Source organism: Anabaena azotica SJ-1, assembly GCF_047275885.1.
Lineage (GTDB): Bacteria > Cyanobacteriota > Cyanobacteriia > Cyanobacteriales > Nostocaceae > Trichormus_B > Trichormus_B azotica_A.
The window spans coordinates 6,073,086-6,097,904 of the sequence record NZ_CP178454.1 but is presented as its reverse complement, the minus strand read 5'-3'; the positions used below and the strand labels follow the sequence as shown (position 1 = coordinate 6,097,904).

Genomic DNA, 24,819 nt, shown 5'->3' with positions numbered 1-24,819 from the left:
TATTATCAATCACCAAATTCAACTAGCATAAAAAAAGAGGGAAAATCCCTCTTGATTAAATAGTTTTATGTTTTTAAGTTGCAAGCAATTACAACTAAAAATATATTATTCTTCCACAGCTGCGGGAATTTCTTCTTCCACTTCAGTGGCTGGGGGAATTTCTTCTTCAGCTATAGCTTCTATAGCTTCTACAGCTTCCACAGCTTCCACAGCTTCCACAGCTTCCACAGGTGCAGCAGTTATACCTTGCTGTTTAGCTAACATTTGTTCCCTATACTTAGCTGCCATTTCTTCGGCCTTATCATAGACCAAATCGCGGTTCTTAATCATGTCACCGGGTTCGGGTTCCAACTGTTTGGTGGACAGAGAAATCCGTCCTCTTTCTGCATCCAAGTCAATGATCATTACTTTCACTTCATCATTGACATTGAACACGCTGTGAGGTGTGTCAATATGCTCATGGGAAATTTCAGAAATGTGGAGTAGTCCGCTAACACCACCGATGTCAATAAATGCACCGTAGGGTTTGATACCACGAACTGTACCAATTACCACTTCGCCTACTTCCAAACGGTTCATCTTCCGCTCAACCAGCGCCCGACGATGGGAGAGAACCAAGCGGTTACGTTCTTCGTCTACTTCTAAGAATTTTAAGGGCAATTCTTCCCCTACCAATTCTTCTTTTGGTTTGCGGGTACTAATGTGGGAGCCGGGGATAAAGCCACGTAATCCCTCAATTCGTACCAATGCGCCCCCACGATTAGTGGCAAATACACCAGAACGGACAGTAGCATCTTCTGCTTGTAACTGGCGTACTCTTTCCCATGCCCTCATGTATTCAATACGACGAATGGAAAGGGTTAACTGACCATCTTCGTTTTCATCAGTGAGGATGAAAAATTCCCGTGTTTCGTTTGATTGTAAGACTTCTTCCGGGCTGTCTACCCGGTTAATAGACATTTCCTGTATAGGTATGTATGCTGCTGTCTTAGCACCAATGTCAATCAGAGCGCCGCGCGGCTCTATACTAAACACTGTACCTGGTACAATATCACCAGGGCTGAAGTGATAATCGTACTTATCAAGTAGAGCAGCGAAATCTTCGTGAGTAAATCCAATTTCTGTAGCGGTTAAATTCTGATTGACCATGCTGATTTGTTCCTGGTTCTAGTCTCCGTCAATTTTTTGTCACAGTTAACGATGTATATGCGGTGGCTTTTAAATAAGTCTACACTTACATCTTTGTTAATCCTAGCGCAGAAGAGCTAGGTTCAAACATATTATCTTCCAGATAGGATATTATATCACATAACCAAAATTTTTTCACTTGTTGGCATTTGCAGCCTTATAAATTTTAGCAACACAGACTCACAATATTATCCGTTGCTACCCAAAATAGGCGGCAACGGATAGGATTTTGAGGTTTTTTTTACAAGTCGGGTAATTCAGAATCTGACTTGTTGAAAAATCGCTAAATGGTGAATACTGAGAAAAAATACCAGTTTTTAGTTTTTAACTGTTTAATCTTTCTCTTTTCTCTCAAAGCGGGGGGGTTCGCGAAATGCGATCGCAAAAAAGAGAACACCTATTGCCAAGGTCAAAATTAAGATGTATGCAACGCTTTCCATATTAGGAGTTCCTGCCTATCCAGCCAGTAATCTTAGTTTACCAAGCCTGGGAAAAAGTATGAAGCAATAAAAGTTCATACTTCATACTTTATCCTAGTTTAAGCTTCCTTACGAGTACGAGTGGTCTTGTCACCAACTTTCTGGAACAGACCCCACTCAACTTGCTCTTCTAGATCCGCTTCTACACCAGCAAATACGTCACGGTAGATTGTCCGAGAACCATGCCAGAGGTGTCCGAAGAAGAACAGCAGAGCAAATACTGCGTGACCAAAGGTAAACCAACCTCTGGGAGATGTACGGAATACACCATCAGAGTTTAAGGTTTCGCGGTCAAATTCAAATATTTCTCCACCTTGAGCTTTACGAGCGTATTTCTTCACATCAGCAGGATCTGTAAAGGTCTTGCCGTTGAGATTGCCGCCGTAGAAGCTAACAGTAACGCCTGTTTGTTCAAAGCTGTATTTAGATTCTGCCCGACGGAAAGGAATGTCAGCGCGGACAATTCCATCTTTATCGGTCAAAATTACTGGGAAGGTTTCAAAGAAGTTAGGCAGACGACGAACAGTTAATTCACGTCCTTCTGCATCTGTGAATACTGCGTGGCCTTGCCAAGATTGGGCAATACCATCACCCTTAACCATTGGACCTGTACGGAATAAACCACCTTTAGCGGGGCTATTACCTACGTAATCGTAGAAGGCCAATTTTTCGGGGATTTGTGACCAAGCTTCAGTTAGACTTGCACCTTGAGCAACACTGGTTTGCACACGGCGATCAATTTCTTGACGGAAGTAGCCTTGATCCCACTGGTAGCGGGTAGGACCAAACAGTTCAATGGGGGTGGCAGCGTTACCGTACCACATAGTACCAGCTACTACGAAAGCAGCGAAGAATACGGCAGCGATACTGCTGGAAAGTACGGTTTCAATGTTACCCATCCGTAGGGCTTTGTAGAGCCTTTCGGGGGGTCTAACTGTGAGGTGGAATAAACCAGCGATAATACCAACTACACCAGCTGCAATGTGGTGAGCGACAATGCCACCAGGGTTATAGGGGTTAAACCCGGCTGGTCCCCATTCTGGTGCTACTGGTTGAATGCTGCCAGTGACACCAAAGGCATCGGAAACCCACATCCCAGGGCCAAATAGTCCTGTGAGGTGGAAAGCACCGAAACCGAAGCAAAGTAATCCAGATAAGAATAGGTGGATGCCAAACATTTTTGGCAAGTCTAAGGCTGGTTCGCCGGTACGAGGATCTCTAAAGAGTTCCAAATCCCAGTAAACCCAGTGCCAAACGGCTGCGAGGAATAACAAACCGGAAAGAACAATGTGAGCAGCAGCAACGCCTTCAAATGACCAGAAGCCAGGATCTACTGCTGTGCCACCAGTAACACTCCAGCCGCCCCAGGATTCGGTTACGCCTAGACGTGACATGAAGGGAAGAACGAACATCCCTTGTCTCCACATGGGGTTGAGAACTGGATCACTGGGGTCGTATACAGCTAGTTCGTATAGTGCCATTGAACCAGCCCAGCCAGCAACTAGGGCTGTGTGCATTAAGTGTACAGAAATCAGCCGACCTGGATCGTTCAGAACAACTGTATGTACTCGGTACCAGGGTAGTCCCATCGACTACAATCCTCCTAGATGAGTTAGTTTACAAAGCAATTTTCTTACTGAGGTTCTCAGGAAACGGAAGCCGTGACTTGGAGAACTCTCTGAGTTTTTTGTTATTGCCAGTCTTGAGTTTTACCACAGATGAGCCTGTGGTTTAGCTGTGCCTATGCGCTGAAATGGCTGTATTCCCTGGAGTTGTTAACTTTTGGGAAGTTGCTGTTTGAGCGGCTATGGCATCGCCAAGCAAAAATGAGAATATTTTAAAAAGTGTAACTATTGATGGAACGCTTTGCAAGCGTTTCCATAGCTGGGATTACGTAGCTTGTTGCTCAAATATCGTTTCCAATCCTCAAAATGCTGCTAATTGTCATCTCATCCATCTGGAAAGTTGAAGTTTTTTCAGTCCAGAATGTACGGCATAAAACCAGATTGGGGTTTTAGCTGGCGAACTGCTTGCGGCAGTGCTTCGCGATCGCTTGTTGAAGAATTACTAGTTTTATTTTAGACAGAATTTACACGGTATGACTCTGGTGATCGGTAAGGAATAAACGCTTGCTGGCTCTCGGACGCAATGGATTGCACAATGTTGTTACAACCAATCTTGTTATCGTAGTTATCTTCAAGAAAAATTTGTTCGCTGCGTCCATTACATCTATGAAACTCAAGTGCGCCTAAAATTTCTAAGCTAAAATTTAACTAATCAATTCACGAAAAAAGGAGCATAAAATGGATGCAATTACTACTCAGCAAGCAAGTCATGACTTAGATGGTTTGATAGATTGATTGCAGATGTAGAACCGACAATTATTTGTAATAACAAAGGCAATAAGGCTATTTTGATTTCTCTAGACGAATTTTCATCATGGCAAGAAACATTGTATTTGCTGTCAAATCCTGTTAACGCCAAACATCTTCTGACCTCAATTCAATCAGCAAAAGCAGGTGAGGTTGTTGAGAGAGACTTAATTGAAGAATAAAATATCAAACAACTACTCCCTTCTCGCTAAAAGATTACTGATGTTTTTTCTCTGTGTCCTCTGCGCCTCTGCGGTTTGTTATTAAAAATCTAGGTAATTTAACAGTGGGCTAGGAGTAAGCGATAATTAATATTAGCTAACCCAAGGGAGAAAAAGCAATGACGGTGGCAATTGCTAACAAGATGTCTTTTGAGGAATTTCTCAACTATGACGATGGTACAGATAGTTTATATGAATTGGAAAATGGAAAATTAATTCCCATGCCTTCGGAAAGTGATATAAATCAACGAATCGCTATATTTCTATTGATCTATTTTTCTCAACTAGGTATCCCATCTTCTCGTTTGCGGATGAAGGCGGAGGTAGCTGTAAATAGCAGAAGTGTGGGTGTGCGTGTACCTGATTTGGTAGTGTATTCTGAAGAGTTAGCTGTGGCAATGGCAGGAACTACTCGTTCATTGGTATATATGGATATGCCACCACCATTGTTAGTTGTTGAAGTGGTAAGTCCTAATCAGGCTAATCGTGATTATCGCTATAAGAGATCGGAATATGCGGCGCGGGGTATTGCTGAATACTGGATTGTTGATCCAATTACTCAAAAGGTGACAGTGTTGGAATGGGTAGAAGGTTTTTATGAAGAGCAGGTATATGAAAATGATAGCTTTATCGTTTCTCCCCTATTTCCTGATCTCAAATTGACTGCTGCTCAAGTTTTACAGGGATGAAATGGTCTTCTTGTGAAGATAATTTGACTAGATGTAATTACCTAAATATATATCCTAAAATGATTAACTGCTGATTTAAAAAAATTAATGGTCATAACTTGGGTTTCTCGGTCTATGAGACGGTGGGGTAGAATTGCGAAATTCTTATCTTTATTCTCTATATGTTTATTATTGGCTGTAAGCTGTACCCCCAGTCCACAGCCAAGTACACCACCTACATCTGGTGCTGTCAATACTCCTGCTGGTGATGGACGGATTACTATCGGTACAACATCAAAGCCAAGAACCCTTGATCCGGCTGATGCCTATGAGTTGGCTTCCTTGGGTTTAGTATTTAATATGAGCGATCGCCTATATACTTACGAACCAGGTAGCACGGAAATTAAACCCCAGTTAGCTACAGCTTTACCTAAAGTTAGTGCAGATGGTCTAACATACACTATACCTATACGTCAAGGCGTAGTTTTTCACGATGATACACCTTTTAACGCTAAGGCAATGGAATTTAGTATCCAGCGTTTTATCGAAAATAAGGGTAAACCATCTTTCCTGCTTTCCGATACGGTAGATTCAGTCAAAGCTACAGGGGAGTATGAATTAACAATTAAGCTGAAAAAACCCTTTGCAGCCTTTCCTTCACTGTTAGCATTTTCTGGAGTGTGTGCTGTCTCTCCCAAAGCTTACGAAATTGGTACAGGTAAATTTCAACCCAATATCTTTGTCGGAACTGGCCCCTATAAATTAGCCCAGTATGGGACTGACTCTCTCAGATTTGATGTATTTGATAAATACTGGGGAGAAAAACCAGCAAATAAAGGCGTTAATGTGCAGATTCAAACCAGTCCAGTGAATTTGTTCAATGCTTTTAAAACTGGTGCGGTAGACGTTGCTTACCTGTCTTTACAACCTGACCAAATTCGCAGTTTAGAAGAAGGTGCTAAAAAAGGAGATTGGCAAGCTATCACTGCTCAAGGTAGTGTAGTTAGTTATATGGTGTTGAATCGCAATCAAAAACCTTTGGATAAACCAGAAGTTAGAAGTGCGATCGCATCACTAGTTAATCGTCAATTATTCAATGAGCGAGTTTTGTTTAATCAAGCAGATCCGCTTTACAGCATGATTCCCACTACCTTTAATGTTTCCCAGCCATTATTTAAAGATAAATATGGTGATGGTAACTTTGAAGAAGCCAAAAAATTGTTAACTACCGCTGGTTTTTCTCAATCAAATCCCGCTAAAATCCAAGTTTGGTATCCTGCAAGTTCACCTACTCGCAGTTTAGCCGCACAGACACTAAAATCTCTGGCTGATACTAAAATGGATGGGATATTACAATTGGAAGTAAAAACCGTAGAAGGTGCAACCTTTTTTAAAGAAATTTCCAAAGGTTTATATCCAATAGCTTTACTGGATTGGTATCCAGACTTTTTAGATCCAGATAATTATGTCCAGCCATTTTTAGCTTGTGAAAAAGGTTCAGAAGCAAAAGGCTGTGAAGAAGGTGGAAGTCAAACTCAAGGGTCTTTTTACTATAGCCAAACAATGAATAAACTCATTGATCAACAACGTAAAGAACAAAACCCAGAAGCCAGAAAGAAAATATTTACTGAGATTCAAAACAAAGTTGTGACAGATGTTCCTTACATTCCTTTATGGCAAAACAAAGATTATGTATTTGCTCAAAAAGGTGTAAGTGATGTCAAACTTGATCCTACCCAAAACTTGATTTACAAGAACATTAAAAAGTAGGGACTGGGGACTGGGGAAAAGTTATATATAATTCTTCCCCTGCCTCCCCTGCTCCCCCTGCCTCCCTTGCCTCCTGACTCCTTCTAAAATATGTCCCGTTCAAAAGCTTTACAGTATTACATTGTTTCCCGGTTGCTATTTGCGCCACTGCAACTATTAACTATTATTACCATCGTCTTTTTATTACTAAGAGCAACACCAGGCGATCCAGCAGATGCAATTCTTGGTGGACGTGCGCCAGAAAGTGCAAAAGAAGAGTTAAGAAAACAACTAGGTTTAAATTTGCCTATCTGGCTACAATACCTCAATTATTTAGGAAATATCTTGCATTTTGATTTAGGTACTTCCTTAACCAGTCGTGGTCAAAATGTTTGGGAAATCATTAGTCAACATTTTCCCGCAACAGTAGAGTTAGCTGTTTGTAGTATGTTAGTGGCTTTAATTGTCGGGATTTTAGTAGGTACACTTTCTGCTTCTCGTCCAGGAACTTCTTTTGATTTAGGTGGGCGTTTATTTGGAATAATTACCTATGCACTCCCCATGTTTTGGGCGGGAATGTTATTACAATTAATTTTTTCAGTGCAACTTGGTTGGTTTCCCAATTCTAACCGTTTTCCCCCTAATCTTCCTGCACCTGCACCTATTACTGGTTTATATACAATTGATAGTTTATTAGGTGGTAATTTCAGTCAATTTTTCACAGCTTTACATCATTTGGCTTTACCGAGTCTGACTTTAGGAATTTTGCTTAGTGGCATTTTTGAACGCATTGTCAGGGTGAATTTAAAGCAGACCTTAAAAGCTGATTATGTAGAAGCGGCTAGGGCGCGAGGAATTCCCGAAAATAAAATTTTAGTCTCCCATGCTCTAAAGAATGCCTTAATTCCCGTAATTACGGTCTTAGGATTAACATTTGCATCTTTGTTAGGAGGGGCGATTTTAACTGAAGTAACTTTCTCCTGGCCTGGGTTAGCAAATAGATTATATCAAGCCATTTCTGACCGGGATTATCCTACGGTGCAGGGGGTGTTAGTATTTTTTGGTGCGATCGTTGTGAGTGCGAGTATTTTAATTGATATTCTCAATGCTTATGTAGATCCGCGAATTAGGTATTAGAAGATTTAGAGGATTTCCTTTTTATCTCTGTAAACTGCGGGGATCAAGGGCATCACGCAACCCATCACCCAGTAAATTGAAAGCCAGAACAGTGAGAATAATCAGGATTGCTGGTGGTAAAATCAACCAAGGTTGTAATACTAAAATTGAAGCATTACTAGCTAAAGAAAGCATATTTCCCCAGGAAGGATCTGGTTGTTGAATGCCTAAACCAATCAGACTCAAAACTGCTTCTGCACCAATAAAACTAGGAATTGTCAGAGTAGCAGAAATAATGACATAACTAGCTGTTTGGGGGAGAACATGACGGAGAATAATATAAATCGGCTTACCACCCATTGCTAGTGATGCTTGGACAAATTCTCGTTCTTTAATTGATAGAACTTGACCACGAATCACCCTGGCTAAACCTGCCCAACTAATTACAGAAGTAATAATAACTATTAGAAAAAATCGCTGTGTACTGGTTAATTGTGGGCTTAAAACTCCCGATAATGCTGCTAACAAATAAATGCTAGGAAATGTCATCAGCACTTCTGCTAAACGCATAATTATACTATCAACTATACCCCCAAAATAACCAGAAATCCCTCCTATAAATAATCCCAGTGGATAGGTAATGATGATGCCAAAAATACCGATAAATAAACTAATTCTACCACCATAAAGGAGACGGCTAAATTGATCTCTTCCTTGTTCATCAGTACCTAGAATATTCCATTTTGCTTCACCAGTTGAGCCGAATAAATGCCAATTGAGGGGTATACCAGGAATAATGGTGACTTCATCCCATTTAGGAGGTAGGGGTAAACTCAACTGAAATAATTTATATTCAGTCCCGGAAACAAATAAACGTAAAGGTGTAGGTTTATTAGAGTCTATAATTAACTTTCTTTCCCCTGTTTCTAGACTTGTGTCTCCTTGAGTTGTGGGATAAATATGGGGACCAATAAATTTACCTTCTGGGGAAACCCAATGAATGCGGGTAGGTGGCAGTAGTGAACCGTTTGGCTGTGAATCATAAGGATTATAGGGGGCGATAAAATCAGCCCCAATTACTGCTAAATAGAACACTAATAGTAGAGTTGCCCCAAATCGCGCCAAAGTATTTTTTTTGAGTCTCTGCCACCAATTCATAATTTTTATTTACAAGTATAAGAATTTTCAGTTTTGAATTTTAGATTTTTTGTCTGAATCAATTCTGGGTATGGGAGCTTTTTAAAATTTTGAATTTTCAATCCAAAAGCAGAATTTGAAAATCCAAAATTTGAGCAATTTTAACTACCTAAGCATTTAACTGTTCTGCTAAATATCGCAATTCTTCATTTTGTTTTTCATGTTCAACAACAAATACATTGGAATAGAGGTTAGCTAAAACTTGTTTTCCTTGTTGTGTTAGACCTAAATAACGTAATCCTTCTTTGATATAAGGGTAAACGCCATTCCAGTAAAATTTGGAGTAATTTTTGCGTAAGTCTCCAGGATTTTTATAGCCTAAAGCTTTGTTGATTCCTGTTTCTTCAAATTCATAAAATAAACTTGTAATTTTTTTCAAGTAACGGGGATCACTTAATTGTCCAATTAAGTCTGCTGCACGTACTAATCCGGCAAAGTGACTGGTATCTTGATGATCATCTGCGCTAGGAACTGGAAAGCGAGTTAATTCAATATTATCTTTGATTGCATCGGAATCTATTAAAGGATGTCCACCAAATCTCTCATCAATAAATAGTTTTGCCCGATCTACATGATAGGGTGTCAAACTAGCATCAGAAGCACCAGCAGGAAGAGAAACCATGTTCCCATTTTGACCTGTAGCGTATAGGCTTTCTGATTCTTGGTCTTCTCGGCAAACTCCTTTTACGTAGCCAATATCGTGACACAATAAGGAGATGATGACGTGCAACCAATCTTCGCTGGAAACTCCTCCTTCACGGATGTGTTTACCACGCAATATTTCTTGTCCTACTAGGGTAACAAGAACGGAGTGTTCAACATTGTGATATAGGGCATCACTGTTGGCAATGTTTTCTAATGCCATGTTACCAGCCCAAGCGATGATGTCTTGATAATCAGTTTTTAATCCACCGTAGGTACGTTGGTATCCTGAGCGGAGTTGATTTACAAAAGCATTAATGATAATTTCAGTGGTGTTGAACATACTGGAGGCTCAAGGTATCTATTTTGTATAATCGCATTCACCGTTTGTAATTACGGTCAGTTTACACTCGGCTTTTTTGATGTTGGTAAAGGTTCTGCGGCTAGTAATCCCGGTGTTTTACTTGCAGAAGGGGCGATCGCATGATCGAAAAGGTAAAACTTTTCAGGCAACTGAAGGGCTAATCATAAAATTAGGAAGTTAGTATAGCCAGAGACTTTAGTGCTTTTAACTCCCATTGGATTAAGTGTACATGATCCTTCTCAATTTATCTTAGTTGATGAGTTAAGTTGATGCAGTTCATTATGCTTTCTATTCAGCAGCCCAACATAGAAAAAATACGGTTCTTCAATTTTTACTGACTTATGATATAATGACATTTAGACTAAATTTTCATCATTGCTATGTGCGGGTGTAATTCAGTGGTAGAATGTCTGCTTCCCATGCAGAATGTCGTGGGTTCGAGTCCCATCGCCCGCTTTCAAGATTTATTTCTCCATTTTTCCCAAAGGTGATAATTGATATATCACCTTAGAGAGTCTTATGTTCTTATTTTAATCAAGTTATTAATCAAATTGCCATATCTTGATTGTATTATCAGCACTGCCACTGATGATTTTATTGCCGTCAACACTGAAAGCCACACTATGAACGCTGGAGGAATGTTCGGAAAAAGTATTTATCAATTCTTTTGATTCGATATTCCAAAGCTTAATTGTGTTGTCACTACTGCCACTTACTAAAGTTTTGCCATCAGGACTAAAAGCAACGCTGGTTACAGAGTCTAGATGTCCATTCAGTGTGTGAATAAGTTCTGCTGTTGCCAAATACCAAAGTTTAATTGTTCTGTCATGACTACCAGTTGCAAAAGTTTTGCCATCATGGCTAATAGCTATAGTATTAATCGCATCCGTGTGACCAGTAATGCTAAAAACTTCTAGCCCTTGTTTAACATTCCAGATTTTGATAGTTTTATCAGAGTCGCAGCTAATTAATTTTTGTCCATCCAATGTAAAAATTACACAGTTAATGTAATTTGCATGGTTATTTAAAGTATATATTAATTTTTCAGTGTTTACATCCCATATTTTAATGGTTTTATCTAAGCTGGCTGTGGCAAATGTATTACCATCAACATTAAAGGCAACTGAAGTTACACAACCTGAATGTTCAATGAATGTTTTGCTTTTTAATGAATTCCATAACTTAAATGTTTTGTCGTAGCTACTACTAGCAATTTTTTGTCCATCAGCAGAAATAGCGACTGAGCAAACATAGTTGGAATGCCCAGTTAAAGTGTGAAGCAGTTCTCCTGTTTGGATATCCCAAATTTTAAGGTTTTTATCTGCACTGCCACTAACAAATGTTTTTCCGTCAGGATTAACAGCAATTGAAAAAACATAATTTGAATGACCATACAAAGTATCGACACAATGCCAAAATTTTGGTTTTTTTATTTCAACATTTGCTAATGTTTTTAACTCATAGTTATAAGCTGCTCTATACCTTTGTAGGATGATTCTGAGTTTTTGTAACATTTCTTCAGTCCAGACTGAAGGAAAATCTGCACTTAATTTAAATAGCTGAGGTTCATAATTTGGGTTGATGTTTAGGTAATACCAATCTGCTAAAAATGCTGCTAACAGCTTGTGCAGAATGACAATAGTTTGTCTAATTGCTCGCAAACTCTTAGTCTGATCGCTGCCAACTTCTTCGAGTTGTCCTTTTACTTCTTCCCAGTTCCAAGGCTCAAAAGATAAAGATACTGGTTCTTGCAAACCCCAAAATTTGACATTGAAATAAACTTCGTGGTCTGTAATGTCAGTGTAAATAATTGCGGTTGGTATAGCGGATAAGATTGTTTCTAATTGCTTAACTTCAGCATCAAAGATTGAACGCTCAAAATATTTACCATAAAATTCAACTGGGCAGTAATCACCATGAAGAGGATAATATTTTTCTAAGAATAGTTTTAATTGGTTGCGAATTTCTTTTTTGAGGCTATCACGAAATGAAATCGGAAAGTCTTCGCTAATATCAGGAGGTGGTACTAATATCAATAAGCGTGGTTTCTTTTGTTCATCTATGAAAATTCTCTGTGCTTCATCACGACTCAAAATACCAGGCCATTTTTGCTGATCGAAGATTCCCTGAATTTCTTTTTGTTTCAATTCAATTTCTTGAGCAGTTGTCTCTCGACTCAAATCTAAATACAATGCACTTAATTTGCTCCTGTCTTCGATTTCTTCCTGTTTTATTTTAAGTAATTTCTCTTGTCTACTAGGTAATAATGTTACTTCTATATCTGTATCAACAGAGGTTTCCTGAATTTGTATAAATTCTTTTTTTCTGGCTTCTCTGCGCTGATAGTAATCTATCTCTGCTTGAATTACGCGCTGATCTTGTCGGACTTTTTGAACTGTGGCAGGTAGATTAATTTGATTTTCTTTAATAAGTGTTTGACTGGTAAATGCTGAAACAATTCGATTAGTGGTAAGAGTAACAAAATCGACGGCAGCACCAACAATATCAAATGACATATAAGTTACAAGGTTGAAAAAACACAGGCTTAGTCAATTTTAACCATTAAAGTTCTTAATGTATCCGTGTAACTATTAATTTAATTAGTATCAAGTTTTTGGAACAGCACGCAAACCTACCCCAAAAATCTAGCAAATATAAGGAGTTCAACCTTCTGCTGGCGTAGGTTTGGGGATAAGTTGCTTCTATATGGAATAGTAAAGTGGGAACGATTTTGCGTCTTTGGGCTTGACGTAGACACGCTCTTGGGCTTCTAACTTTAACTCATCAAAGCGATCGCGTGTTAAATGGGCTGTAACTGTTTGTCCATCATCTAACTTTAACTCTACCTGAATTTCCCACCCTAGATGTATCACACGACTAACTAGAGCGGGTGCGGTTGTACCGTTGGCGATTCTTTCCACAATCACGTCTTGGGGACGCAAGAAGACTTCTGGATTTGCTGAATCGAAGCCACTGGTCTGGAATATTTTGGAGGTACTGGGTAAAACATTCACAGGACCGATAAAACTCATGACAAATGCTGACGCGGGATGGTCATAAATTTCTGCTGGTGTTCCTACTTGTTCCACTTTTCCTTTGTTCATGACTACGATCTCATCCGCAACTTCCATTGCTTCTTCTTGGTCGTGGGTAACAAAAACGGTGGTAACGTGGACTTCATCATGGAGACGACGTAACCAAGCACGTAAATCTTTGCGTACTTTGGCATCTAATGCGCCAAATGGCTCATCTAGTAATAATACGTTAGGTTCTACAGCCAATGCTCTAGCTAATGCTACCCGTTGTCTTTGTCCACCAGAAAGCTGGGAAGGATAGCGATCGCCTAAACCGTTCAATTGTACTAATTCTAATAACTGTTCTACTTTCCCCTGTATTTTCTTTTTCGGGGCTTTCCGAATTTCTAAGCCAAAAGCAATATTTTGTCTGACTGTTAAATGCTTAAATAAGGCATAATGCTGAAATACGAAGCCAATATTCCGTTCTTGTACACTTTGATATGTAGCATCCTTGCCTGTGAGGATAATCTTGCCACTATCTGGCATTTCTAAACCCGATATTAGTCGCAACAGGGTAGATTTACCAGAACCTGAAGGGCCTAGTAATGCAACTAGTGAACCGCTATTTATTTCTAGACTTACTTGCTCAACAGCTTGGAAACTGCCAAATTGCTTAGAGACGTTTTCAACTACAATGCCCACTGGTTTTATACCTCTGCAACTAATCTACGGTTTTTAGGTAGGATTACTGTATTTTTATTTATATCACATTCAGAATAGATTGGCTTAGAGAAAATTACCAGCTACAACCGCCACAATCAAGTCCACTACAATCAGCACCGCTGCAATCAAGGGAACTACAATCCAAAGCACTGCAATCAGTAGTACCACAGTCTAATGAACCACAATCTAATGAACCACAATCTGGAGTCATATTCAGTAGTTCTGGACAATTGCAACTAGCATCAGCACAATTAACGCCTAAATCCACAACATCAAAACTATCTTGACAAGAGGATTTAGGCGCAGGATAAGGTTTTTTTGTCTGGTTATCCTCATCGGTTTCTGTTGGTGGTTCTAGTTCTTCAGCTTGGGATTTAAGAATAATATTTGCTTGTTTGCAAGCTTTGAATCTTTGCCGAGATTTGATGAAAGCGACTTTTAACCCTTCCTCAGCAATGACTTGTTTAATGTATTGAGAGCAGGATACACTACCATACAACACTCGATGAGCGCATTGAAAGCCCTTGTGGGGCGAAATGTGTCTTTGATAGCCTGCGATCGCAGTTACACTGATGTTTCGTGATAGGGAGTCAAATACAGAAGTTTGCATATTTTGTTACATATAAGCGTTTTAATAGACAGGGGGCAGGGGAGCAGGGGAGCAGAGGCGCAGGGTAAAAATTAATTCTTTCTTCTTTCTTCTGACTCCTGACTCCTGAACTCCTGAACTCCTTCCTCTTATTTTTTATCATTGACCATTATCTATTGAGCATAAAGAAATTTATAATGATAATGAGGATAAATATGTCGAAATGTTAAAGAATATTGCAATTCTGTCAAAACCCTAAGCTTAAGCGCCAAATCAGCCGAAAGTACATGATAGGATGCTTTCGGTAAATGTGAAGATTGGGAGAAAACCTTTGACACTACGGGTTGCTGTTGTTGGTTCAGGCCCAGCTGGTTCATCTGCTGCTGAGACATTAGCAAAAGCTGGGATTGAAACTTATTTAATTGAGCGCAAGCTGGACAACGCCAAGCCTTGCGGGGGTGCTATTCCCCTATGTATGGTGAGTGAGTTTGAACTACCTCCAGAGATTATCGACCGTCGAGTGCGGAAGATGAAAATGATTTCTCCTTCTAATCGTGAGGTAGATATCAATCTGGTAAATGAAGAAGAATATATAGGAATGTGCCGCCGTGAAGTATTGGATGGATTCCTACGGGAACGGGCGGCAAAACTAGGTGCTAATTTAATTAACGCCACTGTTCATAAACTTGATATACCCACAAACAACACTGACCCCTATACAATCCATTACGTTGACCATACAGAGGGTGGGGCGCAAGGGATTGCGAAAACGCTGAAGGTTGATTTAGTGATTGGTGCTGATGGGGCAAATTCCCGCATTGCGAAAGAAATGGATGCTGGGGATTACAATTATGCGATCGCTTTCCAAGAACGCATTCGTCTACCCCAAGACAAAATGGCCTACTACAACGACATGGCCGAAATGTATGTTGGTAATGACGTTTCTACCGACTTCTACGCCTGGGTATTTCCCAAATATGATCACGTAGCTGTTGGTACAGGAACAATGCAGGTTAATAAAGCCAGCATCAAACAGTTGCAAGCGGGTATTCGCGCCCGTGCTTCTGAAAAATTAGCTGGTGGTCAAATTATCAAAGTCGAAGCGCACCCCATCCCAGAACATCCCCGTCCTCGTCGTGTAGTTGGACGTATTGCGTTGGTAGGTGATGCTGCTGGTTATGTTACCAAGTCCTCTGGTGAAGGTATCTATTTTGCAGCTAAATCTGGGCGGATGTGTGCAGAAACCATTGTGGAAGTTTCTAACAGCGGTGCGCGTATCCCTACAGAAAACGACTTGAAACTTTACCTCAAGCGTTGGGATAAGAAATACGGACTCACTTACAAGGTATTGGATATTCTCCAAACCGTGTTCTATCGTTCCGATGCTACCCGCGAAGCATTTGTAGAAATGTGTGATGACATGGATGTACAACGGCTGACATTTGATAGCTATTTGTATAAAACAGTAGTTCCAGCTAATCCTATCACTCAACTGAAAATTACTGCCAAAACCATTGCTAGTTTATTGCGTGGTAATGCCCTTGCACCTTAATAAGTTGCTGTTCAATTGATCAACTTAACTGTAAAACCTCTTTCGATCTCTTTTTGTTTTTCTCACAAAGAAAAGCTGAAAGATATTGAGAGAGGTTTTTACACAGATTGAGTAATTTTAACTAATACCAATTAAAAATTGAAAAGACACCTAACCTCACGTTAACAAAGCGTGTTTGAGAGGTATGGGGATGATATGTTACTATTAAAGAGTATTTTAACTGCGTTTGAGGTTAATACACCAATGACACAAGAATTAATAGACCTCAGAAATAGTATTTTAGAACAACGTTATGCAGATGCTTTGGCTATTGTAGATGAGTTAGAGGGGATGAGTAAAAAGGCGATTTTACGGCAAATAAAGTCTTTTTTAAAGGTCTTATTGATACATTTAATTAAGAATCAAATTGAGAAGCGGTTAACAAATTCTTGGACTGCCTCTATTAGAAATGCAGTTTTAGAAATTAAGGATGTTAATCTGAAAGAAAATAAAAAATCATATTATATAAATTCAGATGAATGGGAAGATTTTATTTTAGAAGAAGTGATGGAAGAAGCTATAGCAAATGCGAGTGAAGAAGTTTTAAATGGTGCATATAATCAATTTCAATTAGGAGAAATAGTAGATAAAACTGATTTATTACAAACAAGTTTTAAATTCTTAACTTTAACTTATAACCATTCATCTAAAACTCTACCTAATGCTATTGCAGAAGTTTTAGTTCAATTACCAGGAGGGGAAAATTGGATTAATCGTAAAGGTTAAAAAGGTGAAGTTTTATAGAATATATGAAATTCAGTAGATATTTGAGATTTTTGCCTCTTAATGGGGAATACTAAAATTAGATTTATTTCTAGGAAAATAAATAAAATTTAATCAAATTTGGGTTTCATTTTCTTCTCTCCTTCTTTGCGTTTCTGCGTGAGATCAAAAATTAGATGTACCCATTAACAAAAATTCAAAAAACTTAACATAAAAAACCGGGGTCAGGCTAGATAATAACGGCTGATTGATATTACCGATGATTCACCCTGGATAAAAACAATGGATGAAGAAAAACGCCTTGCCTATTGGCGTGCTAACACTGCTTTAATCAGAAATCTTTTAATTATTTGGGCTTTAGCTTCGATTGTTTTTAGTATTTTGCTGGTTCAACCTTTAAATACAATTCGCTTTTTTGGTTTACCTTTTGGTTTTTGGATGGCACAACAAGGATCTATTTTGATTTTTGTGGGTTTGATTTTTACCTATGCTTTCCAAATGGATAAATTAGACAGCAAATATAATAAAAAGTGAGGATAAACGGTGTCAGTTGAACTTTGGACGATTATCTTAGTAGGACTTTCTTTTGCACTCTATATTTACATTGGTTGGCAATCGCGGGTAAAGGATACAAAAGATTTCTTTATTGCTGGTCAAGGTATTCCTTCGATAGCTAACGGTGCAGCAACAGCAGCTGATTGGATGTCTGCGGCTTCGTTTATATCCATGGCAGGGTTAATTTCTACCTTGGGTTATGATGGTTCAATTTATTTGATGGGTTGGACTGGTGGCTATGTTTTGTTAGCTTTATTATTAGCCCCATATTTGCGGAAGTTTGGTAAATATACAGTTCCCGATTTTGTAGGCGATCGCTATAAATCTAATCTAGCTCGTTTAGTGGCGGTAGTTGCAGCTATTTTCATTTCTCTTACCTACGTTGCTGGACAGATGCGCGGTGTGGGTATTGTTTTCAGCCGCTTTTTACAAGTTGACATTAATACTGGCGTAATTATCGGTATAGTTATCGTCGGCTTTTTTGCTGTGTTGGGCGGCATGAAAGGAATTACTTGGACACAAGTTGCCCAATATTGTATCTTGATTTTCGCTTATTTGATTCCTGCCATTGCGATCGCCTTTATTCTTACAGGAAATCCTGTTCCCCAGTTAGCATTTACCTTTAGTGATGTTGCTGATAAATTAAATCAAATTCAGGTTGATTTAGGATTTCAACAATATACCCAACCTTTTGCCAACAAAACCATGTTGGATGTCCTATTCATCACTATAGCTTTGATGGTAGGAACTGCCGGTTTACCTCATATTATTGTCAGGTTTTACACAGTTCCTAATGTGCGTGCAGCAAGATTTTCCGCAGGTTGGGCATTATTATTTATCGCCATTCTTTACACCACAGCCCCGGCTTTATCAATGTTTGCCCGCTACAATTTAATTCAATCTCTCCACAACCATACAGTCGAAGAAGTTAGACAATTAGACTGGGCAAATAAATGGGAAAAAACTAAACTTCTCACTTTTGAAGATAAAAACAAAGATGGTAAATTACAGTTAACTCCCAAAAAAGAAACTAACGAAATTACCATCGACAATGATATTATTGTTCTCTCTACTCCAGAAGTTGCTAAACTCGCACCTTGGGTCATAGCTTTGGTGGCAGCAGGAGGTTTAGCCGCAGCATTATCAACAGCGTCCGGTTTATTACTAGTAATTTCTAGTTCCATTGCCCATGACGTTTATTATCGTATTTTTGATTCAACAGCTTCTGAAGAAAAACGAGTATTTGTAGGGCGGATAGTTGTTGGTTTTGCCTTGGTTCTTGCAGGTTATTTTGGCGTAAACCCTCCCGGTTTTGTGTCTCAGGTGGTAGCCTTTGCCTTTGGTTTAGCTGCTGCTAGTTTCTTCCCAGTGATAGTTTTAGGAATTTTTGATAAACGCACAAATGCCGAAGGTGCGATTGCGGGAATGTTAACCGGTTTAATTTTCACTATCATCTATATTATTGGTGTGAAATTTATGGGAATGACACCTTGGTTTTTTGGAGTTTCTGCTGAAGGTATCGGCACTTTAGGGATGATCATTAATTTTATTGTCACCATCACAGTTTCCCATTTTACTCCACCACCACCAGCAGATATTCAAGCTTTAGTGGAAGATTTACGAACTCCTAGTTTTGAAGAATAGTTGATAGTTGATAGTTGATAGTTGATGGTTGATGGTTGATAGTTGATTGGTGATTGGTGATTGGTGATTGGGAAAAATAAAATTAATTACCCATTACCCATTACCCATTACCTATCTTCCCAATTCTTCAATATTTTTCATTACTTGTTGATACAATTCTTTGTTACCTTCTTTATCAAATATGGCTGCTGCCCGTTGTAGGTCTTGTAAAGCACTGCGTTTGTCTCCTGTAGCGGCAAAGGCATTACCACGATTATTAAAGGCAGGTGCAAAGTTAGGATTGAGACGGATAGCTTGATTATAATCTGCGATCGCTTTCTGTTGATCTCCCTGAGAGGCATAAGTATTGCCTCGGTTATTATAGGCAACAGAATAGTTTTGATCTATACGGATAGCTTGAGTATAATCCGCCAGCGCGCCGTTTTTATCTCCTTGGGTAGCACGGGCATTACCGCGATTATTGTAAGCTTCAGCGTAGTTATTAGCTAGACGAATAGCTTCATTGTAATCTGCGATCGCATTTTGTTGATCTCCCAGTGATGCGCGGGCATTTCCCCTGTTATTGTAGGTTTCCGCATCATTGGGATTAAGACGCAAAGCTTGATTATAATCTGCGATCGCACCTTCTTTATTACCAACATCAAAATATGCTAACCCTCGACTTTTAAACACTGGTGCATATTGAGAATTAAGACTAATCGACTTACTATAGGCAGCAATAGCAGCTTGGGAGTTACCTTTAGCGTGTTGATTCTGTCCTTGAATATAGAATTCTCCAGCTTTGGAAGTTTTAGGAGTCAGACGATTTGGAGGACTAACCCCTATTTCTGTCACCAAAACATCCTGACTTCTATTGCAAGAAACACATAACATTCCAGTGCAACCAGTAACCACTGCTATCGTAAATATTTTGCCTAAAACTTGCTTTTTGTGTGTCAATAACTGCCCTTTCATAAGTTCTTATAAACTGCTTTCATACCCGGAGTAAATCATTACCATAACCTAATTTATTTTTTCACTCCATAATGATTTTAACTTGTACTATAAGTTTTCACTCAATTGACAAGCTTTCCTCATATTTTCTCAATATAGTTAAACCTTTTTTAAATTAAACTATTTAATTCTCAATTAGTTGTATAAAATATTTCATTTTCTAATTATTCAAATGTGTGATTAACTACATTTTTATCAACCATCATATCCCCAATTTTTTGGAATAATCGGGGATGTTGTTTTTCACTACTAATTTAAAATTGCTATATTACTCATCATTAACAGCATCTTCCTGAGTTTTAGCAATTAAGCGCCAAACAGAAGTTTTTTCAACATCTACATTTAACTGTTCCAAATTTCTCCCTAAATCCTTTTGCAATTTCTCAGTCAGAGTAATTGTAAAATCTAAATCAACTTCTTGATTTTCCACCAGTCGCACCAGTTCTGTAAACTTCACTTTCACAGATTTACGTTCATAACCACTGAGTTGACAATATTCAGTTTCCGAAACATTTTGAATTTGCATAGCTTTTTTTAATCGCTCTTGTAAATAATCAAATTCGGAATTTATCAACTTACGCTTTTGTTCAAGTTCTGTAAATTTTTCAGAAAGTGTTGTTAAATCTTCCTTTGCCGGATCTGAGGCAATTTTGGACTGTAATGCTAATAGTTGCCAATGGATTTGAGCCAAATAAATGCAATCGAAGTAAGCATATTCTATTTGTTCATCAGTTAAAGGTCTTTTACCCCAATCACTGCCTTGTTCTTGTTTATCAATACCGTGAAAATTACAAAGTACAGTAGCCAGAGTATTAAGTTGATAATTAGGTAAAGGTAGGATATGATAGGGTATTGCCTTAGCCATTTCTAAAGTACAAGTAATATTTTTGGCTTTTTTATTCCCCAATAACCGCAAATCATAATTAGCGTTATGAAAAACTTTTTCAATAGACGCATTCACCATGATTTGTTCAATAAAATCAACAATCACATCGGGCTGATTTAGGACATCCAAAATATAAACACTGTCACCAGTCATATCTTGAGGATTGTCTAATATCTGAATCAGCGATAATCGAGGATTCCGACTTTTATAGTCAGCAACTTCTGTATCTATCCACAGAGTTTGAGCAATGGTATATTTAGCGATCAGGGAACGAATTTCCCCAGCAGTAGTAAGATAAGGCATTGGTAGATGTAGGGCAGTTCAACTTAGTCATAGTTTTACAAATTAACATTTTGTGACTAATTTTGCTCTAACCTGCTGCCCCATCATTATGGTAAATTTTAGAAAAAATTTCTGCCAATTTGCCAAAATCATCCCTATAGGGGATACGTTTATTTTTCAAAACTTGCAAACTCAAATTTATGAATACAACTATAAATCGTCAGTGGCGCTTGGCTTCTCGTCCTGTTGGTGATATTGAAGAAAGTAATTTTGAGTATCGGGAAGAAGCAATTCCCAGTATTCAAGACGGTGAAATCTTAGTACGTAATATCTATCTTTCTCTAGATCCTACCCATCGAATTTGGATGACTGATAAACCTCAGTATATGCCTCCTGTGGAACTTGGGGAAGTAATGCGCGGTTCAGTTCTGGGTGTAGTTGAGGAATCTAAAAATTCCAACTTTCAACCAGGGGATATGGTTTCTGGATTGTTAGGATGGCAAGATTACGCCCTAATTTCTACTCAAAACATCCGTTCCCTTACAAAACTACCTAACCCTTTACCAGCATCCCTGACTACCTTTTTGAATCCCCTGAGTTTTATTGGTTGTACCGCTTATTTTGGACTGCTAGATATAGGTAAACCCCAAGCTGGAGAAACGGTAGTTGTTTCAGCTGCTTCTGGTGCAGTTGGTTCTTTGGTGGGACAAATAGCCAAAATTAAAGGTTGTCGTGTCGTCGGGATTACCAGTTCTGATAAAAAATGCCAATGGTTGCAGGAAGAATTGGGATTTGATGCTGCAATTAATTACAAAACGGCTGATTTAATTCCAGCCTTAGCTGAATCATGTCCTGATGGAATTGATATCTATTTTGAGAATGTTGGTGGAAAAATTCTTGATGCTGTTTTGACGCAAGTGAATTTAAATGCACGCATTCCTGTATGTGGCTTAATTTCTACTTATAATGCTCAAGAACCCGTACCTGGTCCCTATAATTTTAGTCAGATTTTGCTCAAGCGTGTGTTAATGCAGGGTTTTATTGTCATTGATTATATGCCGCAAAGGGATGTTGCTTTTAGGGATATTGGACAGTGGTTAAAAGAGGGTAAAATTAAATATACTCAAGAAATTGTAGAAGGTTTGGAAAATGCTCCCAAAGCAATTCTCAAACTTTTTGACAGTACAAAAATGGGTAAATTAATTATCAAAATTTCTGAAGAACCATAATCAAAAAATATAAGTATTCAGCTATCAGCAGTCAGCTTTTTCAGGCTAATGCCAAAAATACCTACAGCAGGAGTCAGGAGTCAGGAGTCAGGAGGAAGAATTAGAAGAAGATAAAAATCATCTTGAACCTGGAAAAGTGATAGGTAAATGAATAGTTTCAACGCTTATTCCTTGCACCTGATTCACCTTTTTTAACCTTCAAACTCTTCCTTCATATATCTAAGTTTTAGGTTTATTAAGCAAGCCCTACCTAGCAGAAAACCATCAATTAAAAAGGCTCAAGTATTACTATTTTCTAATACCTGAGCCGTTGCGAAATTCAATTAATTTCTAAAATTTTTGGATTTAGTGACAATCCTGGATTCAATAGCTTAGTAACGGTTGCGGAAACCACCACTGCGATTTCCACCACCACCACCACCAAAAGACCCACCTCTGTCTTCTCTGGGTTTAGCTTTGTTAACTTTCAAATCACGACCCATCCATTCAGCACCGTCAAGTGCTTCAATAGCAGTTGTTTCTTCAGCTTCTGTACCCATTTCCACAAAACCAAACCCGCGCAGTTTGCCTGTTTCACGGTCGGTAGGTAGTTGCACGCGCTTTACAGAACCATATTCTGCAAAAACCGCAGTTAGAGTATCTTGGGTAACTTCATAAGAGAGGTTGCCTACGTAAATTGACATAGAATGTCTCCAAAATCATAAGAGTGTAGAGATTTAGATTTCGGAGAAAAGTCTGTAAATACCAAAAGGAAAAAACCCATCAATGTTAAAAACAAACGCCGTCGCCGAATTAGTTCTCACCTCCTATCGTGACATAGAAACTTTGAATCAGACAGGAAGTTACAAAAACTGTTACATAAAGTTATATAAGCAATTTATTACTAAGTATTTTTAACTTACCAACCTGATGACATTTACATCTAAGCCTGTAACACCATTAAGGATAGCGAGAGTTTTATCACTAAGGAGAATTTCTGTATTACCACTTGTTTCGTTCAAAATCAAAGTTGTAGCGGAGATACCAAGTTCAACGGCACCAACAATACTGAGAATATCAGTACCTATTTCAAAATCTAAAATTGTGTTAGCTGCTTCTGGTATTTCAGCTGTAACAATTTGGAACTCATCAGCACCAGCACCACCACTGAGTAGATTATTACCACCTGTCTGGATGATGAATTTGTCATTGCCATCACCACCCAACGCTTTATCATTACTGCCCAGGTAAAAGATATCATTCCCTGAACCACCGGACATCCGACTACCACCTTTACTGTCGGAAGCATCAAAAATGTCATCACCTGAACCACCAAAGGCGCGATCGCTCTTGCTAACATCTATAATGTCATTACCACTACCTAAGAAGACGCGATTATTACTAGCATAGCTTTTAATAGCCAGGTCAACTTTATCATCACCAGCACCAGTAAAGACAATATCTACAACAGCTTCTATATCCTTACCCGCTGTTAAATCATCATTTCCGGGAGTTCCCAATACTAACTTGCTTTCTGTCGGGAAAAAAGTTATACCAATGGGACGCTCAAGAATTGGGTTTGTAGGAATTAAAATTTCAAGTGGGTTAACAGGTGAACCACTCTCAGTCTCATGCTGAAGAATTGCACCCTGTTGAGTAGTCACATCAAAGCCAACCGTAAGTAAATCACCATTAGGTGCAAAAGCCAGACCACCAATATAATTGTTACTGGGTGATGTATTAGTTGTATAATTTGTAGAGAGAGTATTGACTAACTCTCCAGTTTGCAAGTCATAGCGTAGAATTCCATTAGCATAATCACTGACATATAAATCACCATCTTTACCAAGAGCTAAACCAAGTAAGCTGACAAAGCCAAAGCTATCTGGTGATGGTTGAGGTGTAGCAAAAACACTGGGTGTTGTTCCTGCTGTTAGTGAGTCATAACGCAAAACTTGACTAGGAAAAATATAATCAGGGAAAACCTTTCCCGTATCAGGATTAATTTTGGCTACACTACCCTGAGTAGTAACATAGAGGCTGCCATTAATGAAAAGTAGCCCGTTTGGTCCATTTAATCCGTCAGCTTGACCATTTCCTTGGGCAAAAACATCAATAAATTCTCCTGTTACCCCGTTATAGCGTAATATTTGGTCACTGAGGAAACTGGCAACGTACAAATTACCATCTGGACCAAAAGCAATACCATAGGGACGGATTAAACTCCCGTTTTCGTCTTCGGCTGTATCTGGATTATCGCCGATAAATACATCAATAAATTCCCCGGTTTGTCCGTCAAACCTCAATATAGAAGAACTTCCTGCTTCTTCTCCGCTGGTTACATAAAGGTCTTTTTTACCATCACCGTTTCCATCTAGTCCAAACAGTAAGGTGTCAGGTTTCTCAAGTCTACCCTGAGCAGCAGTGATAAACTCTCCTACATAGTTACCTGTGGCAGCATCGAAGATGAGAACATTATCGCCGTTGGTGTTACCAACTAGAAAACTACTATTTCGGTTTTGCATATTTGTATAAATTTATCAGGGTTTACCTGTGTAACAATCTACCATGAGAGCGATCGCTAATTATTTAGTTTGAGTGTTTTTTAGATC

Annotated in this window: 21 protein-coding genes and 1 tRNA gene; 10 read left to right on the top strand and 12 right to left on the bottom strand. The window is 38.8% G+C overall.

The window, feature by feature from the left end; all coding sequences use genetic code 11:
• Positions 1-105 precede the first annotated feature (105 nt).
• The 3 genes from ACLLO5_RS26420 to psbB all read right to left on the bottom strand — a co-directional run bounded on the left by ACLLO5_RS26420 (position 106) and on the right by psbB (position 3,256).
• Positions 106-1,149, bottom strand: a complete 1,044-nt coding sequence (locus tag ACLLO5_RS26420) for a 30S ribosomal protein S1 (RefSeq protein WP_413173433.1) — start codon at positions 1,147-1,149, stop codon at positions 106-108.
• Positions 1,150-1,520: 371 nt separating this feature from the next.
• Positions 1,521-1,628, bottom strand: coding sequence for a photosystem II reaction center protein T (locus tag ACLLO5_RS26415; protein WP_013192567.1), 108 nt, complete (start codon positions 1,626-1,628; stop codon positions 1,521-1,523).
• A gap of 98 nt (positions 1,629-1,726) precedes the next feature.
• On the bottom strand, positions 1,727-3,256 hold the full coding sequence (psbB, locus tag ACLLO5_RS26410; protein WP_413173432.1) for a photosystem II chlorophyll-binding protein CP47: 1,530 nt from the start codon (positions 3,254-3,256) through the stop codon (positions 1,727-1,729).
• Positions 3,257-4,023: 767 nt separating this feature from the next.
• Here psbB and ACLLO5_RS26405 point away from each other — a divergent pair.
• From ACLLO5_RS26405 to ACLLO5_RS26390, 4 genes are all read left to right on the top strand, one after another.
• A complete protein-coding gene (locus ACLLO5_RS26405) occupies positions 4,024-4,221 on the top strand; it encodes a type II toxin-antitoxin system Phd/YefM family antitoxin (protein ID WP_413173431.1) in 198 nt (65 codons plus the stop codon).
• Between the two features lie 158 nt (positions 4,222-4,379).
• Positions 4,380-4,949 carry a Uma2 family endonuclease gene (locus tag ACLLO5_RS26400; RefSeq protein ID WP_413173430.1) on the top strand — a complete coding sequence of 190 codons (570 nt, stop codon included), beginning with the start codon at positions 4,380-4,382 and terminating at the stop codon, positions 4,947-4,949.
• Between the two features lie 87 nt (positions 4,950-5,036).
• On the top strand, positions 5,037-6,698 hold the full coding sequence (locus tag ACLLO5_RS26395) for an ABC transporter substrate-binding protein (protein WP_413173429.1): 1,662 nt from the start codon (positions 5,037-5,039) through the stop codon (positions 6,696-6,698).
• A 90-nt stretch (positions 6,699-6,788) separates the two neighbouring features.
• Complete coding sequence (locus ACLLO5_RS26390) at positions 6,789-7,814, top strand: ABC transporter permease (RefSeq protein ID WP_413173428.1); 1,026 nt, start codon at positions 6,789-6,791, stop codon at positions 7,812-7,814.
• Between the two features lie 21 nt (positions 7,815-7,835).
• Here ACLLO5_RS26390 and ACLLO5_RS26385 read toward each other — a convergent pair whose 3' ends face one another.
• On the bottom strand, positions 7,836-8,951 hold the full coding sequence (locus tag ACLLO5_RS26385) for an ABC transporter permease (RefSeq protein WP_413173427.1): 1,116 nt from the start codon (positions 8,949-8,951) through the stop codon (positions 7,836-7,838).
• Between the two features lie 148 nt (positions 8,952-9,099).
• The gene (locus ACLLO5_RS26380) at positions 9,100-9,975 is read right to left on the bottom strand and encodes an Npun_R2479 family HD domain-containing metalloprotein (RefSeq protein ID WP_413173426.1); all 876 of its coding nucleotides are present in this window, start codon (positions 9,973-9,975) and stop codon (positions 9,100-9,102) included.
• 405 nt (positions 9,976-10,380) lie between these two features.
• Here ACLLO5_RS26380 and ACLLO5_RS26375 point away from each other — a divergent pair.
• Positions 10,381-10,452, top strand: a tRNA-Gly gene (locus tag ACLLO5_RS26375).
• A gap of 86 nt (positions 10,453-10,538) precedes the next feature.
• On the opposite strand, the gene ACLLO5_RS26370 is transcribed toward ACLLO5_RS26375, so the two are convergent.
• From ACLLO5_RS26370 to yidD, 3 genes are all read right to left on the bottom strand, one after another.
• Entirely contained in the window at positions 10,539-12,512 is a 1,974-nt protein-coding gene (locus tag ACLLO5_RS26370; protein WP_413173425.1) for a WD40 repeat domain-containing protein, read from the bottom strand.
• A 186-nt stretch (positions 12,513-12,698) separates the two neighbouring features.
• The gene (locus ACLLO5_RS26365) at positions 12,699-13,715 is read right to left on the bottom strand and encodes a sulfate/molybdate ABC transporter ATP-binding protein (RefSeq protein WP_413173424.1); all 1,017 of its coding nucleotides are present in this window, start codon (positions 13,713-13,715) and stop codon (positions 12,699-12,701) included.
• A 94-nt stretch (positions 13,716-13,809) separates the two neighbouring features.
• Positions 13,810-14,346 carry a membrane protein insertion efficiency factor YidD gene (gene yidD, locus ACLLO5_RS26360; RefSeq protein WP_413173423.1) on the bottom strand — a complete coding sequence of 179 codons (537 nt, stop codon included), beginning with the start codon at positions 14,344-14,346 and terminating at the stop codon, positions 13,810-13,812.
• A gap of 310 nt (positions 14,347-14,656) precedes the next feature.
• Between yidD and chlP the strand changes: the two genes are divergently transcribed.
• The 4 genes from chlP (at position 14,657) to ACLLO5_RS26340 (ending at position 18,838) form a co-directional block, all read left to right on the top strand.
• Positions 14,657-15,877 (top strand): geranylgeranyl reductase, encoded by a 1,221-nt coding sequence (gene chlP / locus ACLLO5_RS26355; protein WP_413173422.1) that lies wholly within the window; start codon positions 14,657-14,659, stop codon positions 15,875-15,877.
• Positions 15,878-16,120: 243 nt separating this feature from the next.
• Positions 16,121-16,642, top strand: a complete 522-nt coding sequence (locus ACLLO5_RS26350; RefSeq protein ID WP_413176200.1) for a DUF29 family protein — start codon at positions 16,121-16,123, stop codon at positions 16,640-16,642.
• Positions 16,643-16,921: 279 nt separating this feature from the next.
• Positions 16,922-17,173, top strand: a complete 252-nt coding sequence (locus tag ACLLO5_RS26345) for a DUF4212 domain-containing protein (RefSeq protein WP_413173421.1) — start codon at positions 16,922-16,924, stop codon at positions 17,171-17,173.
• Positions 17,174-17,182: 9 nt separating this feature from the next.
• Positions 17,183-18,838 (top strand): sodium:solute symporter family protein, encoded by a 1,656-nt coding sequence (locus tag ACLLO5_RS26340; protein ID WP_413173420.1) that lies wholly within the window; start codon positions 17,183-17,185, stop codon positions 18,836-18,838.
• A 111-nt stretch (positions 18,839-18,949) separates the two neighbouring features.
• Here the strand turns inward: ACLLO5_RS26340 and ACLLO5_RS26335 are convergent, their stop codons facing one another.
• Both ACLLO5_RS26335 and ACLLO5_RS26330 read right to left on the bottom strand, forming a co-directional pair.
• The gene (locus tag ACLLO5_RS26335) at positions 18,950-19,792 is read right to left on the bottom strand and encodes a tetratricopeptide repeat protein (protein ID WP_413173419.1); all 843 of its coding nucleotides are present in this window, start codon (positions 19,790-19,792) and stop codon (positions 18,950-18,952) included.
• A 307-nt stretch (positions 19,793-20,099) separates the two neighbouring features.
• Positions 20,100-21,020, bottom strand: coding sequence for a ribonuclease D (locus tag ACLLO5_RS26330; protein WP_413173418.1), 921 nt, complete (start codon positions 21,018-21,020; stop codon positions 20,100-20,102).
• Positions 21,021-21,199: 179 nt separating this feature from the next.
• On the opposite strand from ACLLO5_RS26330, the gene ACLLO5_RS26325 reads away from it, so the two are divergent.
• Complete coding sequence (locus tag ACLLO5_RS26325; RefSeq protein WP_413173417.1) at positions 21,200-22,228, top strand: NADP-dependent oxidoreductase; 1,029 nt, start codon at positions 21,200-21,202, stop codon at positions 22,226-22,228.
• Between the two features lie 371 nt (positions 22,229-22,599).
• Here ACLLO5_RS26325 and ACLLO5_RS26320 read toward each other — a convergent pair whose 3' ends face one another.
• Together ACLLO5_RS26320 and ACLLO5_RS26315 are read right to left on the bottom strand one after the other, a co-directional pair.
• Positions 22,600-22,911: an RNA recognition motif domain-containing protein gene (locus ACLLO5_RS26320; RefSeq protein WP_413173416.1), complete on the bottom strand. Its 312-nt coding sequence runs from the start codon at positions 22,909-22,911 to the stop codon at positions 22,600-22,602.
• 210 nt (positions 22,912-23,121) lie between these two features.
• The gene (locus tag ACLLO5_RS26315; protein ID WP_413173415.1) at positions 23,122-24,732 is read right to left on the bottom strand and encodes a hypothetical protein; all 1,611 of its coding nucleotides are present in this window, start codon (positions 24,730-24,732) and stop codon (positions 23,122-23,124) included.
• Positions 24,733-24,819: the final 87 nt, after the last annotated feature.

Bases quoted from the DNA above. Each gene is read 5' to 3' on its own strand.
- ACLLO5_RS26420 (WP_413173433.1), bottom strand. From the start codon at position 1,149: ATGGTCAATCAGAATTTAACCGCTACAGAAATTGGATTTACTCACGAA.
- ACLLO5_RS26415 (WP_013192567.1), bottom strand. From the start codon at position 1,628: ATGGAAAGCGTTGCATACATCTTAATTTTGACCTTGGCAATAGGTGTT.
- psbB (WP_413173432.1), bottom strand. From the start codon at position 3,256: ATGGGACTACCCTGGTACCGAGTACATACAGTTGTTCTGAACGATCCA.
- ACLLO5_RS26400 (WP_413173430.1), top strand. From the start codon at position 4,380: ATGACGGTGGCAATTGCTAACAAGATGTCTTTTGAGGAATTTCTCAAC.
- ACLLO5_RS26395 (WP_413173429.1), top strand. From the start codon at position 5,037: ATGGTCATAACTTGGGTTTCTCGGTCTATGAGACGGTGGGGTAGAATT.
- ACLLO5_RS26390 (WP_413173428.1), top strand. From the start codon at position 6,789: ATGTCCCGTTCAAAAGCTTTACAGTATTACATTGTTTCCCGGTTGCTA.
- ACLLO5_RS26385 (WP_413173427.1), bottom strand. From the start codon at position 8,951: ATGAATTGGTGGCAGAGACTCAAAAAAAATACTTTGGCGCGATTTGGG.
- ACLLO5_RS26380 (WP_413173426.1), bottom strand. From the start codon at position 9,975: ATGTTCAACACCACTGAAATTATCATTAATGCTTTTGTAAATCAACTC.
- ACLLO5_RS26370 (WP_413173425.1), bottom strand. From the start codon at position 12,512: ATGTCATTTGATATTGTTGGTGCTGCCGTCGATTTTGTTACTCTTACC.
- yidD (WP_413173423.1), bottom strand. From the start codon at position 14,346: ATGCAAACTTCTGTATTTGACTCCCTATCACGAAACATCAGTGTAACT.
- ACLLO5_RS26350 (WP_413176200.1), top strand. From the start codon at position 16,121: ATGACACAAGAATTAATAGACCTCAGAAATAGTATTTTAGAACAACGT.
- ACLLO5_RS26345 (WP_413173421.1), top strand. From the start codon at position 16,922: ATGGATGAAGAAAAACGCCTTGCCTATTGGCGTGCTAACACTGCTTTA.
- ACLLO5_RS26335 (WP_413173419.1), bottom strand. From the start codon at position 19,792: ATGAAAGGGCAGTTATTGACACACAAAAAGCAAGTTTTAGGCAAAATA.
- ACLLO5_RS26330 (WP_413173418.1), bottom strand. From the start codon at position 21,020: ATGCCTTATCTTACTACTGCTGGGGAAATTCGTTCCCTGATCGCTAAA.
- ACLLO5_RS26325 (WP_413173417.1), top strand. From the start codon at position 21,200: ATGAATACAACTATAAATCGTCAGTGGCGCTTGGCTTCTCGTCCTGTT.
- ACLLO5_RS26320 (WP_413173416.1), bottom strand. From the start codon at position 22,911: ATGTCAATTTACGTAGGCAACCTCTCTTATGAAGTTACCCAAGATACT.
- ACLLO5_RS26315 (WP_413173415.1), bottom strand. From the start codon at position 24,732: ATGCAAAACCGAAATAGTAGTTTTCTAGTTGGTAACACCAACGGCGAT.